18 protein-coding genes are annotated in these 16,641 nt (G+C 40.1%); 3 read left to right on the forward strand and 15 right to left on the reverse strand.

Annotated elements, in window-relative coordinates; translation table 11 throughout:
- Positions 1-7 precede the first annotated feature (7 nt).
- From KTHG_RS19030 to KTHG_RS19065, 8 genes are all read right to left on the reverse strand, one after another.
- Complete coding sequence (locus KTHG_RS19030; RefSeq protein WP_139995917.1) at positions 8-1,612, reverse strand: ABC transporter substrate-binding protein; 1,605 nt, start codon at positions 1,610-1,612, stop codon at positions 8-10.
- A 189-nt stretch (positions 1,613-1,801) separates the two neighbouring features.
- Entirely contained in the window at positions 1,802-2,566 is a 765-nt protein-coding gene (locus KTHG_RS19035; RefSeq protein ID WP_139995919.1) for a DUF1684 domain-containing protein, read from the reverse strand.
- A complete protein-coding gene (locus KTHG_RS19040; RefSeq protein ID WP_139995921.1) occupies positions 2,566-3,429 on the reverse strand; it encodes an alpha/beta fold hydrolase in 864 nt (287 codons plus the stop codon). The genes KTHG_RS19035 and KTHG_RS19040 overlap by 1 nt, the downstream gene beginning before the upstream one ends.
- 185 nt (positions 3,430-3,614) lie before the next feature.
- Positions 3,615-5,111 carry a malate dehydrogenase (quinone) gene (gene mqo / locus KTHG_RS19045; RefSeq protein ID WP_126992042.1) on the reverse strand — a complete coding sequence of 499 codons (1,497 nt, stop codon included), beginning with the start codon at positions 5,109-5,111 and terminating at the stop codon, positions 3,615-3,617.
- A 450-nt stretch (positions 5,112-5,561) separates the two neighbouring features.
- On the reverse strand, positions 5,562-6,179 hold the full coding sequence (locus KTHG_RS19050) for an NUDIX hydrolase (protein ID WP_126992044.1): 618 nt from the start codon (positions 6,177-6,179) through the stop codon (positions 5,562-5,564).
- A gap of 61 nt (positions 6,180-6,240) precedes the next feature.
- A complete protein-coding gene (locus tag KTHG_RS19055) occupies positions 6,241-6,891 on the reverse strand; it encodes an ankyrin repeat domain-containing protein (RefSeq protein WP_139995923.1) in 651 nt (216 codons plus the stop codon).
- A gap of 62 nt (positions 6,892-6,953) precedes the next feature.
- Complete coding sequence (locus KTHG_RS19060) at positions 6,954-7,136, reverse strand: hypothetical protein (RefSeq protein ID WP_126992046.1); 183 nt, start codon at positions 7,134-7,136, stop codon at positions 6,954-6,956.
- Positions 7,137-7,174: 38 nt separating this feature from the next.
- Positions 7,175-8,089, reverse strand: coding sequence for a Gfo/Idh/MocA family protein (locus KTHG_RS19065; RefSeq protein WP_139995925.1), 915 nt, complete (start codon positions 8,087-8,089; stop codon positions 7,175-7,177).
- 102 nt (positions 8,090-8,191) lie between these two features.
- On the opposite strand from KTHG_RS19065, the gene KTHG_RS19070 reads away from it, so the two are divergent.
- The 3 genes from KTHG_RS19070 (at position 8,192) to KTHG_RS19080 (ending at position 9,453) form a co-directional block, all read left to right on the forward strand.
- Positions 8,192-8,743, forward strand: a complete 552-nt coding sequence (locus KTHG_RS19070; RefSeq protein WP_139995927.1) for a hypothetical protein — start codon at positions 8,192-8,194, stop codon at positions 8,741-8,743.
- Complete coding sequence (locus tag KTHG_RS19075; protein WP_139995929.1) at positions 8,736-8,957, forward strand: hypothetical protein; 222 nt, start codon at positions 8,736-8,738, stop codon at positions 8,955-8,957. Before KTHG_RS19070 ends, KTHG_RS19075 begins: the two co-directional genes overlap by 8 nt.
- Before the next feature lie 142 nt (positions 8,958-9,099).
- A complete protein-coding gene (locus tag KTHG_RS19080; RefSeq protein WP_126992050.1) occupies positions 9,100-9,453 on the forward strand; it encodes a hypothetical protein in 354 nt (117 codons plus the stop codon).
- A gap of 99 nt (positions 9,454-9,552) precedes the next feature.
- Here the strand turns inward: KTHG_RS19080 and rlmH are convergent, their stop codons facing one another.
- The 7 genes from rlmH to walK all read right to left on the reverse strand — a co-directional run bounded on the left by rlmH (position 9,553) and on the right by walK (position 16,637).
- Positions 9,553-10,032: a 23S rRNA (pseudouridine(1915)-N(3))-methyltransferase RlmH gene (gene rlmH, locus KTHG_RS19085; protein WP_139995931.1), complete on the reverse strand. Its 480-nt coding sequence runs from the start codon at positions 10,030-10,032 to the stop codon at positions 9,553-9,555.
- Between the two features lie 93 nt (positions 10,033-10,125).
- Positions 10,126-10,290 carry a CxxH/CxxC protein gene (locus tag KTHG_RS19090; RefSeq protein ID WP_126989954.1) on the reverse strand — a complete coding sequence of 55 codons (165 nt, stop codon included), beginning with the start codon at positions 10,288-10,290 and terminating at the stop codon, positions 10,126-10,128.
- Between the two features lie 113 nt (positions 10,291-10,403).
- The gene (locus KTHG_RS19095; protein ID WP_139995933.1) at positions 10,404-11,675 is read right to left on the reverse strand and encodes a S1C family serine protease; all 1,272 of its coding nucleotides are present in this window, start codon (positions 11,673-11,675) and stop codon (positions 10,404-10,406) included.
- A 144-nt stretch (positions 11,676-11,819) separates the two neighbouring features.
- Positions 11,820-12,608, reverse strand: coding sequence for an MBL fold metallo-hydrolase (locus tag KTHG_RS19100; RefSeq protein WP_126989952.1), 789 nt, complete (start codon positions 12,606-12,608; stop codon positions 11,820-11,822).
- Positions 12,609-12,620: 12 nt separating this feature from the next.
- A complete protein-coding gene (locus tag KTHG_RS19105; protein ID WP_139995935.1) occupies positions 12,621-13,454 on the reverse strand; it encodes a two-component system regulatory protein YycI in 834 nt (277 codons plus the stop codon).
- Positions 13,441-14,814, reverse strand: coding sequence for a YycH family regulatory protein (locus KTHG_RS19110; RefSeq protein WP_255512512.1), 1,374 nt, complete (start codon positions 14,812-14,814; stop codon positions 13,441-13,443). The genes KTHG_RS19105 and KTHG_RS19110 overlap by 14 nt, the downstream gene beginning before the upstream one ends.
- On the reverse strand, positions 14,814-16,637 hold the full coding sequence (walK, locus tag KTHG_RS19115) for a cell wall metabolism sensor histidine kinase WalK (protein WP_126989949.1): 1,824 nt from the start codon (positions 16,635-16,637) through the stop codon (positions 14,814-14,816). Before walK ends, KTHG_RS19110 begins: the two co-directional genes overlap by 1 nt.
- Positions 16,638-16,641 lie beyond the last annotated feature (4 nt).

Consider the following 16,641-nt stretch of genomic DNA (forward strand, 5'->3'; position numbering starts at 1 on the left):
ATCTTAATTATTTAACTGTCCATTCGTTTACGTTAATGAACATACCAAAGTCGCTAGGAGTTGCGCCTTGAACGCGTTTATTCACTGCACCTAAAGCTTTCGTTGCGTAAATTGATGGCATTGGTACTTCTTGTTGTGTAATTTCTTGTAGCTCGCTATAAAGTTTTTCGATTTTCGCTTCGTCTACTTCTGTTGATAATGCTGCTAAAATTTCATTTACACGTTTGTTGTCATAGCCATTTGGATTGCCTTCACCGATAAAGTACGCAATGTCTGGTAATGGGTTCACTGGTGTAATTGATACCGTTAATACTGCTAAGTCATAATCTTTTTTCACAATATCATCTAGTAATGTGCTTAAATCTGTCATTTGGATTTGTGTTTCAATACCAGCTGCACGTAAGTTTTCAGCCATGATATTCGCTGCCTTTTCTAGCGTTGCATCACCTGACAGTACCGCTAATTTTAATTTCTTCGTTTTATCCCATTTTGATTCTTCTACTAATGATTTTGCTTTCGCTGCATCATATGCAACTGGTTTAATATTTTCATCTAAATACGGACTCATGCTTGTGAAGAAACCATCTGTCACTTCGCCAGCGCCTTTTAATAAACTATCAACGATTTGTTGACGATTCATTGCATAAGAAATTGCTTGGCGCGTTTTTTCGTCGCTCACAACATCTTCATTGATATACATGAATTGCGTTGCAAGTGGTTGACCGTAGTTTGTTGTTAATGTATCTAGACCTTTTACTGTTTCGAAATCGGATACTGGTACAACACCCGCAGATGGAATATTCATATCGATTTCGCCGCTTTTAAGTTGTGCTGCGATTTGGTTACCTTGTAATACTTTGAAATTTAATTGCTCTAATTTAGAAGCGCCTTTGAAGTAATCTTTGTTTGGTACCATTTCTACATAGTGATCTGTATCAATTTTTGATAATTTGAATGGACCGGATGTGACTGTTGGATTTTTCATGAAATCGCTTTTGTTAATTTCTGCAACATCGATTTTTTCAAGCTCTGATTTTGGAAGTGTTAATAGGTAACGACCTACTGTATCTTCAAAAATTGTTAAGGTTGTTGGATTTTTCGTTGTGACTTCAACTGTTTTATCATCGACTTTTTTCACGCCTTTGATAGATTCTTTTCCTTTAGGAAGGAAACCAGCGTCATCTAAGCCATCCACAATCGCAAACATGTATGCGTAGTTTGATGCAACAGTTGGGTTCGCCATTAGTTCCATTGTGAACACCACATCGTCGGCTGTAATATCTTTGCCGTTTGTCCATTTTGCCTCTTTATTTAAGTTGATTGTAAATGTTTTATTGTCTTTTGTTTCGATTGAATCTGCTAGCATTGGTTGGTATTTTAAATCTGAATCTAAATCAACTAATGGTAGGAATAATAAATTGGAAACATACGTTGATACTAAGCCCACCGGTTGTAGTGGATTAATATTACTTGGTGCATACGTTACTCCGACATTAATTACGTTTTTATCACTGCTTTGACCTTGCTCTTGTTTATCGTCTTTACCGCCACAGGCAGCTAAAACGAAGACGATTGTCATCACCGTCATCATTAGCCATACTTTTTTAAACATATCTTTCACTCCTTTTTGATTGTCTCAAAGCGAAAAAGTGGTATTACATTTCTATTAGTAAAAGGATTTGATAATACTTCCTTTCGGCTTCAATTCATACTAACCTACTATACATTATTCGATTTAAAAAATTAACTTAATTATCTCGAATTTTTTGCAATTATTTTTGCGCTGTCACATCTTTTGCTTTCATTTCCAAATGACGTTTTTTTCACCCGCTGTCATCGCCATTTTCAAACGATTTGAAAATGGGGGCATTGGACAATTGAAATGCGGTGAAAATGCACATGGTGGTAAAAATGAATAGTTGAAATCAAGCGTCACGCGACCATTTGCGTCCGGCTTAATTAAAAGCATGCGCCCTGTACCATACGTTTCGCTGCCACTTGTCATATCGCGAAAGACGATAATGGAGTAAGCGCCTGCTGCGAATGGACGTAAGCGATACGTCTGTCCTTCAATCTCTACAACAATTTCACCGATTGACTCATGCTGACGTGTGCCGGCTGAATCACTCGTATGACTGAATGAAAAAGTTTGCTGCTCATCACGCTCAAGCTGTCCTTCAAATACAGCATTTTCGTTATAGGCATACGTATCAATCGCTACATAATTTTGGCGTGCCGCACATGTCATATCCCAAATGGCTAATAAATGATTCGACTCTGGCTGACTTGTGGCCATCATCGTACGACCGTCTGCAGCCTCCACAACCGTTTCATCTGCAATGATTTTATATACACCGTCTACTAGCTCTCCATTTATCTTCAGACCATCCGCTGCTGTCGCCGTTAACGTCAAGCCAGGATTCTCAGAAGTTGGCGCCCATGTACCCGCTACTTCAGCAACAGACATAGCTTCTTTAATGTCATGCATCGCAATCAATGAGACGTCACCTTGCGCGGCAAGTATATCTGCTTGTCGCGATGCCTTCCATTTTTCAAATGCTATCATTATTTTGTACCTGCTAATAAGAAAGTACGTACTGTGTGCAGAAAATCTGCATGCTCTTCGATAAATGGTTGGTGACCTGATTTTTCAAAGATAACAAGCTCAGAACCTTTAATTAAACGATGCATTTCTTCAGCCTGTGTCACGGGTGTAATCCAGTCATGACGACCGACTGTAATCAATGTAGGAATGTCTAGCTCAGCAATCGCCGCGCGCACATCATACTTCGGCATTAAATGTTTGAATGTATAATTACATACATCTAGTGAACCGATTGGACGTGCCCCGGTGTCATTGCCGATTTCTTCTTTAAAGTCGTACCAGTATAGGTCCCAGCACACGCTCCACCATTCTTCTAAATGTTCATCATCACGAATATTTCCTTCGAATAATTCAGGGATTTTTGCATATTGCTCTGGTGTTGCGGTATTTTTCGCAAAGGCTAATGCCTCTTTGTAAAACTCATAGCTTGGTGCTGTATCGATTAATAGTAACTTCTCAACTGAATCTGGATAACGCGTCGCATATTCCTGTGCAATCATACCGCCAAATGAGTGGCCGAGCACACTAATTTTTTCTAAGCCTAAATAGTTACGCAATGCCTCAATATCAGCGGCTAATTGATCGTATGTGCAAGTTGCTGGGTCAACGCGCTCTGATTGACCATTTGAGCGTTGGTCTAAATAAACAATTTGATAGTCTTCTGCTAAAGGTGTTAACCATGGCTTAAAATCTGAATGGTCACTACCTGGTCCACCGTGGACGGCAAATAGCACCGGTTTTTTAATCATGCGTGGGCCAACGGGGATATAGCCTGAGCCTTCAACATCAAAATATATCTTCGTGCCATTAATTGCTGCGAACATAAAATTACCTCCATTTATTAAAAATGAGCTTTTGCTCTAACCTTTATCATACAACGTGGAGCTTTAGACAGAAACATTGTTTTACTAATATTAAAAAATTTTATTTTCCATATACATTTGATGGGAAATTAACAAAAATATAGAAAAAGCCCCTCGTCCAAAAACGAGGGGCTTAATCCACTTAATTAGTCATGTAATTTAAGTGATTTGTTTGAAGCTGCGTGTAATTCTTTGAATAATTCTGGGTTGTCGATTAGTTTTTGACCGTATGAAGGAATCATTTCTTTGATTTTTGGTTCCCATTCTGGCATTTGTTCTGGGAAACATTTGCTCATAACGTCAAGCATAACTTTAACAGCTGTAGAAGCACCTGGAGATGCACCTAGTAATGCTGCAACTGAACCGCCTGCGCCAGTGATTACTTCTGTACCGAATTGAAGCGTACCTTTACCGCCTTTTTCAGTATCTTTAATTACTTGTACACGTTGACCTGCAACTACGATTTCCCATTCAGAATCTTTTGCTTCTGGAACGAATTTACGTAATTCATCTACGCGTTGTTCTTTGTTTAACATAACTTGTTGTACTAAATATTTAGTTAGGCCCATTTCTTTCGCGCCACAAGCAAGTAAAGTTAAGATATTATTTGGTTTAACTGAGTTAATTAAATCCATGTTAGAACCTGTTTTTAAGAACTTAGGTGAGAATCCACCGAAAGGTCCGAATAGTAACGATTTTTTACCGTCGATGTAACGAGTATCTAAGTGAGGTACTGACATTGGAGGAGCACCTACTTCAGCTGTGCTGTAAACTTTACCATGATGTTGATCGATAACTTCTTGGTTGTTACATACTAACCAAAGACCACTTACTGGGAAACCACCAACATGTTTGCTTTCAGGAATACCTGTTTTTTGTAATAGGTGTAAGCTACCGCCACCAGCGCCTAAGAATACGAATTTAGATGTTACATATTCTAGTTTACCGTCTGCAGTTTTTACTTTAACTTCCCAAAGACCATCAGCATTTTGCTTAACGTCTTGAACTGTAGCGTTATAAGTTGCTTCAACGCCTGGTTGTTTTTCGAAGCTATCCATTAAAATACGAGTTAATGAACCGAAGTTTACGTCAGTACCTGATTCGATGCGAGTTGCAGCGATTGGGCTTTGGCTAGTACGGCCATTCATAATTAATGGGAACCATTCTTTTAATGTTTCTGGGTCTTCAGAGAACTCCATACCTTCAAATAGGTGGTTGTCTTTAAGAGCAGCGAAACGTTTTTTCAAGAATTCAACTTTATCAGCGCCTTGTACCATACTGATGTGTGGGATTGGCATGATGAATTCTGTTGGGTCAGCAATACGACCTTGATCTACTAAATAAGACCAGAATTGACGAGAAAGTTGGAATTGTTCGTTTACATTGATTGCTTTTGTTGTATCAATTACACCGTCTTTTTCAGGAGTGTAGTTAAGTTCACATAAAGCTGAGTGACCTGTACCCGCGTTGTTCCATTCGTTTGAGCTTTCAAGACCTGGTTTGTCTAACTTTTCAAATACTTTGATTTTCCAATCAGGTGCTAATTCTTTAAGAAGAGTACCTAATGTCGCACTCATGATACCAGCACCAACTAAGATAACGTCTGTTGTAGTTTGTTTGTTACTCATGTTTACCTTCCTTATACCATAAGATTTGCAGAAAGGATGTTGGCGAGCTATCCATGTTACCGCAACAAGCTAGCCAAAGCGCGACTCAGTCACACACCATTTCTGTATCAATAATTTACCTTACTACAGTGTATCATAATTATTTATTGATTAAAATAAATTGTACGATACCCGGTTTATACACTATTTAATCTAGCAAAAAGTGAGAAATTCGTGCATTTTTCGTACTTTCTAAAAACAGTTAATCATTTAATACGTACGATTTCTACCTATTAAATGACCAAATCCCCTAATCTATTACGTAAAGAGATGACAATCTATCCAACACTTTATTTAACTAGAACGTTAAAATTAAAGCGCTTTCTATCTATTATAGCTTAAGTCGATGTTGAAGTGGCACAAAAAGCTTAGTGTTTGCTTACCGTACATATAAAAACAGCGAACTGCTAAAAAGTCCGCTGTTTTTTATGCTTCGATACGCTCTAAGAAATATTTTAAAATACGCGCCGTAAGACCCCAAATAACATAATCATTGTATTCAAAAAACCATTCATCAATCGCGCGAGCACGCCATTCGTAGTCTTCGCCCTTCATGATTTTATCAAAGGGGAACCCCTCGCTTGGCGTTGGTTTCATCATCACATGGTGAAGCTCTGGGTCACATTCAAGTAGCCAATTAAGTGGCACGGTGAAAACTTCTGCGACCTCATCCCGATTGAATGTATTCACTTCACGTATATCCACCTTCGCAACAAATGGATAAATGACAAAGGTCGGCGAAATAATGAGTGGGCTAAGCTCTGATAATACGTCTACCGATGATGGCGGTACACTTAATTCCTCATATAATTCACGCAGTGCCGCCTCTTGTGGATTAGCATCTGTCGGGTCGATTTTACCACCTGGAAAGCTAATATCCCCCGGTTGCTTACGCATAGTGAGTGAGCGTACCTCAAACAACACATGCAGCTCGTCATTCACTTCAACGAGTGGCACGACAACGGCTGAGCGAAAGGCTGAGTCTTCCCCAATAAATGCCGGCTGAGTCTGTTGAAGCTGGGTTTTAATCGTCGTCAAATTCATATATGTCCCTCTTCTCGATATCATAATTATTCTTATCATAACATCAAGATATTAGACAATGTTACTTTTTAAGCATGGCTTCGATTTCTGTATAGCCTTTTTCCTTCGCATAATCGAGTGCCGTTTTGTCGTTATTATCACGTAGCTCGGTATTGGCATCATGTTTTAACAGCTCTGCGACAATATCTTGATAAAGCGGGGAGCCATCTGTCAGCGCTACTGCTTCAATGAGTGCTGTATAGCCAAAGTTATTTTGATGGTTAATATCGGCACGTCCATCCTCAAGTAATTGCTTCACATTCTCAAGATGTCCCTTCTCAGCAGCAGGGATAAGTGCATTGCCACCATAGCGATTGACAACCGTTTGATCTGGCTCACGATGCGCTAGCATATACGCCAAAATCTCGGTCTTGCCCTGTGCGCCTGCGTATAAATACGGGCTATCCTGAATGGCATCCTGCTTATTAATATCTGCGCCGGCATCGATGAGTGCCTTCGCGATGGCGACATTATTTTGATGCGTCGCAATAAGGAGTGGTGTTTCTCCTTTATCATTTTGGATATCAACCTCGGTAGATTGCGCTAAGAGCTCCTGTACTTGCTGTTCATTTTGCTGTTCTACTGCTTCAATAAGTGACATTGTATTGTCTCCCTTCTGTTGTTGGCACGCGACTAAAAAACATACGGCAATAAGGACTATCCATTTTTTCATATGTATCTATACCCACTTTTGTATATAAAAAAAAGAGTCCCCCGAAGTGGACTCCAAAACGATTATTTATTTAAATCTTGATATTGAGTTTGGTACGTACCGCCATCTGATACTTGTGAGTGGTAAAGTGCTTTTACCGCAAGATGACGTTCTAATCCCATATCTTTCATCAATGATTTTAATTCTTTTTGTAATTCAGGGTGTTTCTTTACTAATTGATTCATCTGATGTGCATCGTATTTCATGTTCTATACCTCCTTGGTTGAACCATTCTAGCGTACACCTATTTGAGTAATTCATCAATCCACTGCTGCACTTTTAAGCCCTCTTCAAAGGTCACCACAAAGCCGTCATTTGCGACTGCTTCTAGTAACTGCTTTTCGGCACCAAGCTCAAGCTGTACTTCAGGCGCATCTGCCTCACTTACCAATACATCGCCCCAATTACGTAATGACAGCATTTTTTTCGTACCAAAGATTTTATAATCAATGCGCTCAATTTGCGCTGCACCCGACATGCCATTGATGACAACTGGAATCCCGGCATCCGTTTTCGCAAGAGCTGCAACACTTGTCTCACAACGTGTGCTGTCCTCTGGATAGGTCGTATCATGCGCAATGATGTTGATGCCACCGAATAAGTGGTTTGTCAGCTGTAGATAATGCGGGAAAATCTCACGAATAAAGCCACCCTGCTCACGCGTCGCAATCCATGGATTTTGTTGCCAAGGACGTGGCCAGTGCGGGAAATGCGTATGAAGCTCAATACGCGTAACTTCACCAAGCTCCTGTGCCTCTAAAATATCACGTATCTTTTGAACAGCCGCGCCGTACATCAGCGGAAAATTCATCGCAGATTTCACACCTGCTGCCTGAACTGCCGCAACCATTTTTTCACCGTCTGATGCATCATGTGCAAGCGGCTTTTCTGACAAAACATGCAGCCCACGCGCAGCGATTTTCTCCGTAAGCGGTGCATGGCTTACTGGTGGTGTGCCGATATAAACCCAGTCCGGTGTGAGATCGAGTAGTGCTTCAAGTGACGCTGCTGTTGGTAAATTATACGTTGCCGCAAGCTCCTCCATACGCGCTGTATTTTCATCAAAAATCCCGACGATGTCATATGTACCGAGCTTCAGCGCCTGATTAATAATGCGCTCCCCTACGACACCGGTACCGATTAGTGCAAGTGTTGTCATGAAATTCTCCTCCCTTTGTTACTAGGATTATAACGAAAATTCGAAAGCACGCCTATTATTCTATATAATGGAGGTCACTAGATTGAAAAAGGAGCATGGATAATGATTCAAACAGCGCAACTAACAGAGATGCCCCTAGCAGGGATGTATGAGGAAAAAGTTTATGAAGGTCCGCATGAAAATGATATATGGACATGGGTAAAATTTGAGGATGAATTTTATAATGATACCTATGGTCAGTTTAGAGGAAAACCAGTTGCGACAGCTCTATCGCCGAATAACGATTACTGCTATGTGCTAACAGATATCCTGCTCTACGAAATCAATCGTCAAAACCCTGACAGCTATGCTATCTGTGACTATTACTCCTTTGGTGGGACAATGCGTGATATTACACTGACACCTGAAGGCATATTACTTATTGCAAGTTACTATCAAATTTACACACTAGAAAAGCCCTTATGTGACATAGAAGGCGAGGTATCTAACGAAGTACAATCCATTTCTAGCACGCTTAATGGCGAGGTAGATTACATTCAATTTAAACATTGGGACAAGCATATTCTTCATATTGAAGCAGTTAACTTTTATTCAAGTGAAAAGAAGGTTTTCCTTACGTATGATGCTGAAACGGGGAGGATAACCTATGACTAAGAAACAATACCTTCGTTCACGTATAAAGTGGATTTTACTGTACTGGCTGTCGATTGTTGCTGGCGTATGGCTGATTAAATTATTTATCACAGCGCCCATTCATTATTTGGTACCGTCCATTACGGTTATGTTCTCTACGCTGCTGATTGAATGGATGACATATAGAAGCTGGGTGAAGGAAAATAAGCTAGGTAAAGGTCAGCAATATCGTTGAATTGAAAAACCCTCCCTTTTGGTGAAAGGGGAGGGTTTTTGTTTAGTGCTTATTTAGATTATTGGTCTAATGACTCTTAGATTTTCCATGAAACTTTTTACCGTTTTATACTGTAAATTAATTAACGGAAGGAGGTTTTAATATGTCTGATATTTATATTACTTTTGGTTACTCTATCGTTGGGTTAATCATTTTAATTCCTACTATTTATCATTTTTTAAAGAAAAAACGTTCTCATAAAGATTTTTATTTTGTAGTAATTTCATGCTCCGCGTTCTTGTTGTTAGCATTCTATTTATTTACTATTAGCGTCATCGATATTTTCAACTTCCATCAGGGGAATTTCTCTATAGCTGAAGGGAATTGCGAAATTCATTACTTTGAACCTAGCGCTAGAGGTGAAGGTCGCTACGACATATCGATTGGTGACCTTCTCTTATCTGCTAATATTGATGACTTCTCTTACTTAAAAGAAGAAACTATTAGTTGTATTTAAACGCAACTTCTACTGTGATTGATATAGAATTTAAATAATATAAAAAGGCACATAAAACAGGAAGTAGCCTGTTTTATGTACCTTTACTAGTAACCGCACTTATTTATGATACGGTTCATTTTTCATAATTCTAAAACTACGGTACACCTGCTCAACTAACACAAGTTTCATTAACTGATGAGGCAGCGTCATTTTACCGAATGATAACAGGTCGTTCGCACGGCTCAGAACATCATCATGTAGTCCGAGTGAGCCGCCGATGACGAAGACGATTTTACTATGGCCGTATGTCATGCAGTTTTCGATGTCTTTTGAGAGCTGCTCAGATGAGCGCATTTTGCCGTTGATTGCGAGTGCAAAAACGTAGGCATCTTGTGGAATTTTCGCTAGGATGCGCTCGCCTTCTTTTTTCTTCACAATCTCCATCTCGGCATCGCTTAATTGTTCGGGTGCTTTTTCATCTGGCACCTCAACTAAATCGATTTTTGTGTAGCCATTTAGACGCTTCACATACTCTTCAATGCCCATCTTTAAATATTTCTCTTTTAATTTCCCAACCGAAATAATGGTCACGCTCAATGCGAGTTCCTCCTTAAATTTACAAAGCAATTATCTGAGTTATCCACAGAATTCTGAAAGTTATCCACAGGCTACACTAGATATTGTAGGGGCTCATTTGTTCGCCACAATATATGTTGCTTTCGCGTCACAATACGCACATTTTTGCGTTTCTTCGTCGTTTTCTTCGAGTTTATCCATAATTGGAAAATCTTTCTCATTCGCTACAAACATGTCAAGCGCGTGGCCTACGTGGTCCTCACAGCTATATGTTTTCATTTAATTACGTCCTTTCACGTCTATCCGTTGTTATGTCCATTTTAACAAACAAAAAGTGGATAGAAAAGCGTTGTGCGACTTTTCTATCCACTGAGTTATCCACATCTTGTGGATTACTTACTTTCGCTCAATGAGCCAGTGAGTGTTAATGTTTTATTAATTATTTCCCCGTTACGATATGCCTTCACTTTCATTTCATCGCCGACTTTTTTATCGTTGTATAAAATTTTGCGAAGACCGATCGCATCGTCTATTTTTTGACCATCAATTTCGACGATGACATCGTATTTTTTAAGACCCGCTTTTGCGGCAGCTGTGCCACTTTGAACACCTGAAATAACGACACCTTTTGTAATATCTGATGGTAATTTTAATTGTCCTTGTTGGTAGTAAGAAGGGACATCTGTTAGATCTGCTAATGTGATCCCCATCGATGGACGTTCCACTTTACCATTTTTCTCAAGCTCATTGATAATTGGTACGGCTGTATCACTTGGAATCGCAAAGCCGATACCTTCTACAGATTCTTGTGTATTTGAGATTTTCATTGAGTTAATACCGATGACTTGGCCTGCCATATTAATTAGTGCGCCGCCTGAGTTCCCTGGGTTAATGGCCGCATCTGTTTGAAGAACATCGGCATTCCAGTCTGCTGTGCCGTCAGAATTTAAATCAACCGGTACAGAACGGTTTAAGCCTGAGATAACACCTGTTGTCACAGAGCCATAGTAATCAAGGCCAAGTGGGTTCCCAATCGCGATAACCGATTCACCTTTTTTCAGTTTTGATGAGTCACCAAATGTTGCGACAGCTTTTACATCCTTACTTGGAATCGAAATAACAGCTAAGTCTGTCCAAATATCAGTACCGACTAATTTAGCCTTGACCTTTGTGCCGTCTGCTAATTTTACTTCTAATTCATCTGCGTCTTCGACAACGTGATTATTTGTAACAACATATGCTTTATCGCCATCTTTTTTATAGATAACGCCTGAGCCTGTGCCCGCTTCTTCTGTAATGGATGATTCGTTATTATCCTGTGTTGTACCACCTTGTTGGCTACCACCGAATGGTGATGAGCCCCATAGGTCCTGCTGTGTTTTTTGCATATTTACAACGCCAACAACCGCGCTATCAACCTTTTCGACAACCTTCGTTGTATCCGTTGAAACGTCCGTTGAAAGTTGAACGGGCTCTGTTGTTTGAACTTGTGTTTCTGAATTGCTCGCTACATTATTTGTCGTATTCATCACATTTGGAATAATCAGCCACACAAGTAATGCGCCGATGAGTACGCCAATAAGCCCTGTAAAGAAATAGCCTGCCTTACTGCCTCCTTTACTGCGTCTTGGCGCTTGATTTGGATCTTGGTCGTAATACCCCATAATCGTTACCTCCTACGTATTTTGTTGTTAGTTATAGTTTAATAGCCGAACATGAAAATTAGATTAAAATCACTTAAAAATTTGTTCAAAATTAATGTGCCCGCTTTCCATTAAAAAAAACCTCCATCTCTGGAGGTTTTTTGTCTAAACAAGCACAAGTGGTGTCGGCTTCTCAGCGTCTGTATCATGTAAGTGCAGAAATTCACCAGCACGAATACCACATGATTCAAGCGTTTGAGAGACACTCATACGTGCGAGCTCTTTCATATTATTATCTTTACTTAAATGGGCTAAGTAAATTTGTGTTTCTTTTTCAGCAACGACTTCACTCATCGCAACCGCTGCATCCTCATTACTCACATGGCCAACATCGCTTAAAATACGACGTTTGATTTTCCACGGGTATGGCCCCATCTGCAGCATGCTCACGTCATGGTTGCTTTCAAACACATACGCATCAGCTGTTGAAATGAACCCTTTCATACGGTCGCTCACATAGCCCGTATCCGTCATCACAACGAGTTTACGGCCATCTTCTTGGAATGTGTAGAACATCGGCTCTGCCGCATCGTGAGACACCGCAAACGACTGGATATCGAGTCCACCGAATGTTTTCACTTCGTCGGTCTTCCATTCAAAGCGTTGGTCAAGGGGGATATTCCCAATCGATGAGTTCATCGCTTCCCATGTTTTAGCATTCGCGAATACAGGGATGTTATGCTTACGTGCAAGCACGCCAACTCCTTTAATATGATCTGAATGCTCATGCGTCACAAGAATGCCGCTTAGCTGTTTTGCCTCACGGTCGATTTGTGCAAGTAGCGCTTCCATCTTTTTACCGGTTAAACCCGCATCGACGATAAACGCGTGCTGACCATTCTCAACATAAATGGAGTTTCCTGTACTCCCACTTGCTAAAACACTAAACTTCATCGCTAAAACCCCTTAATTTGATTCAATTGATTCCTTGTTTTCCTGCATATCGATCACTTGTCCATCGACTGCATTGGCGTTCACGAAGAAATCGGCTTCTCTTATTGTATCATCTTTCTCTTTTAGTTCCACATGGATGCGCCAAGTTGGCGACAATACACGCGTTTCTGTTAGTGGCACAAGCGTTGAGTAGCCAAGCTCTGCAGATTTTACATGTGCATACTCTGGTAAATAGCCTTTTTCAAATAAAGTTTTCACAGCCTGATTCGCACCGATTAGTGTATTTTTCTCACCGAATGTTTTTAAATTTTGAAAGGCCGTTTGTTCGTAACCTGTAATCGCATTGTCTTCATTCCATGTAACTTTAATATACGCGCTTTCATTATAGAAAATCGTATGGTTTTGAATCGTTTGGAAGAAGATAGCGATTCGTTTTTCATTATCAATTGAAAATAGCTTATACTCCTCACCTAGTGGCGCATAGCTTGCAACAAATGCACTTAATGACTGCTCATTAAATTCCTTCACTGGATAAGGTGTAATCAACGCGCTTCGAAGAATTAACCCCGATGTGCTAATCACAAACTTTTGATGCTCTTTATAAGATGCTAAATCCGCTTCTTCAAACGGTCTTGTTTTACCGGAAATATACGAGATCTTTTTGACATCTGTTGGAAGCTGGTCGATTGTAATATGCGATGCTTTTAGCTCATCATCCACATTGATTTGACCAAGTGTTTCGAGTTTTTTTGCCTCATTGTAGCTGTTGACATACATCGAATAAAGAAAGACATTTAAAATCGAAAAGACGATAATAAAAATCGTTTTCGTCTTATTCCAATCCATATTGGTCACCTCCAACAGTCGCTTGTTCTGGCGCGACCGTAATCCAGTCCTCTTTTACTTTATAAAACCATGTTGGCTCAAGCGTAAAGACGACGGCACCATTATCGCGTTCTTTAAACGACATACTGTACCCAAGGCGTAAATCTTCAATTTGATTTCTTTTTACAACCTGTTCTGTCACAAGCATACGATACACTTGACGCGCTGTTTTGAGCATCGTTAAGTTATTGCTTTCATCATCTGGAATCGTTTCAAGCTGATAATAAGGACGTGCATAACGCGCGACTGTGCCATTATTAATTTTCACTTCGATTTCCGTTGATGTCGTTTGCGTCGCTGGCTCTACCGGTAAATCAGACATAAAGAGCTGATACAGTACCTTCTGCTCGCCGTAATTGACGCCTTCATAGCGATAGTCATTCGTGAAGCCACCATGCTCATTGACGAAGCTCATCGTATGATCAATTAAATGTGATTTTGAAATTCGTTCATCGCTTTCAGCAGACATATTCGCAAAGTTCAATGTGTACTGGTTATTGTAAATCGTCATAACAGAGCGGTCATCAGAGTATTTATCAATATTCGTCATGGAGTCCTGACTCGTTTTTACGATTTTAGGATTCGTGAACAAGGCATTTTTAAATTGATCGACCTTCGCACTAACATTACGCGCAAAGTATTGCTGCTTCGCAAATTTTGGCTTATCAGCAAGCACATACATGATACGGCCACTAGATGTTTCAATGACGGTATATTCATCATATTTCTTCGTCATTTTTAACTGTTTCGCAATGAATGCTTCTGATTTTTTAAGATGTAGCTTCGCGCTATAGAGTTCATGTGTTTCTGGTGATGCAAAATAAACGTCTAGCTCATTATCATTAATGCTTTCATTATTTGGTTTCTTTAATGAAATTATCATTTGTGAAAACTCAATGCCTGACACTTTTTTATTCACAGTCGGTAAAATACTTTGGAAAATCGACATCGGTACTTCATCTGAAAACATAAGAGATACCGTATCATTCGCCTTCATTAGCTCATACATTTTTTCGTGTGATAGCTTTTCACTAATCATTGATAAATCCGATAGCTGTGAGTTTTTAAGCACATCGTATAATGCATCGATATCACTTGTCTTCACCGTACCTGAAAATTCATCGTCGTGCTGGGCAATGAGTTTATATGGTTTCACGACTTGTGAGATGGTTTTCTTTTTATCAATTACCACATTTTGTGGGACTGTTTTTTCGATTGTTTGGTAATTTGGGCTGTATGACCAAATTGAAAACGTTAACGTAATACTTAGTAGCACAAGGATGATTAACACAAATGTTTTGATTGGCTCAATATATTTCATCAATCCCATTCATCCTCCTCATCTACAAGACCATATGGCAGTGTAAAGAAGATGGATGTCCCTTTTCCTTCGATACTTTCCGCCCAAATCTTCCCGTTATGGGCAATGATCATTTCGCGTGAAATGGCCAGGCCAAGACCTGTACCACCCATCGAACGAGCACGCGCACGGTCAACACGGTAGAAACGGTCAAAGATGCGGTCCACTTGCTCTTTTGGAATCCCCATCCCTGTATCTTTGATTTCGACAAGAAGCTCGCCGTCATTTGCTGTTACCGTAAAGCGAATGCTCCCACCATCTGGTGAATATTTTTGCGCATTCGAAATAATATTGTCGATTACTTGCGTCACCTTATCCGTATCAATCTCCACATATAATGGCGTCACCGGAAGCTCACGAATAAACGTGATTTCCTTTGATTTCGCCATTTCAAAGCGGTCGATAATCCGATTAAAGAATTTCACAAAATCCACAAAATCAGTATTCAGCTCATATTCGCGGCTATCCATACGTGACAGCTGCAGTAAATCCGTCACAAGACGAATCATACGCTCTGTCTCCGTCTGTGCCACGCTAAGGAATTGCTTCCCAAGCTCTGGCTCATTGATTGCACCGTCAGATAATGCCTCTAGGTAACTACGCATCGTCGTTAGCGGCGTACGTAGCTCATGCGATACATTCGATACGAAATCGCGGCGCTCCATTTCGATTTTTTCTTGCTCTGTAATATCATGCAGCACCGTAATCAGACCGTTAACAAAGCCTGTTTCCTTTTGAATAACTGAAAATGTTGCACGCCAAATATACGGCTGTTCTAATGTGCTAAAGTTGAGGTTAATCGATTCTTGCATATGAATTAAATCCTCAAATGTATATTCCTCATCTAGCCCAAGCACTGCTGTAAGTGAACGACCCATTAACTCGTTTTGCTCACTCTTTAATAGCTTTTGCGCTGGGGCATTAATCAACATAATTTTCCCTTTACGGTCAGTCGCAATCACACCATCTGTCATATTTGTTAATACAGATGCGAGCTTACGCTTTTCCCCTTCCGTCGTCGATTGTGCCTCTTGCAGTCGGTTCGTTAAATGGTTAAACGCTACCGCAAGCTGACCAATCTCGTCATCACCATACACTTTTACTTTACGCGAATAGTTTCCCTTCGCCATTGCCTGTGCTTGGCGACGCATGTCTGAAATTGGCTTCGTAATCGTTTTTGAAATGAAGATTCCGAGCACCATCGTAATTAATAGTGCGAGTGCAGTACCACCAGCAAGAATTTTGTTAATTGTATTCATCTGGTCAAATACCGATTCGATATTTGCCTTCACATATAACGCGCCAATGACCTTGCCACCGGACTGAATCGGCTTCGCCACAACCCAAATACGCTTAGAGGAATCATCGAGTGCGATGTTTTCCATTTGCGTCGCAGAATTGAGCGCTGACTGGACAATAGCCTCACTTGAGCGCTGGCCTATGCTCTTTTGGTTATTCTCATCACTTGTCGCTAAAATACGCGAATGTGTACTGATAATTTGTACTTCTGTAATATCACCCGATGATAGCCCATTAATAATCGATGATAGATTGTCTTCAAGCTGGGTACCATCTTCATTTTGCGTTTTATTCATCTCTTCCTTGACGCTAAACTCTACAATTTTCAGGCGCTCTAAAATTGATGTTTCAAAATTCGTCTTCAACGTAGCTTCTAGTTTATTGGCAAAGTAGAGACCCATAATTTGCATCGCAATGATGATTAAAAGCATATAAATCAGTACAATTTTCATTTGTACTGATTTATAGAATCTCACTTTTTGCATTGGC

This window comes from Kurthia sp. Dielmo (assembly GCF_000307285.2).
Taxonomy (GTDB): Bacteria; Bacillota; Bacilli; order Bacillales_A; family Planococcaceae; genus Kurthia; species Kurthia populi.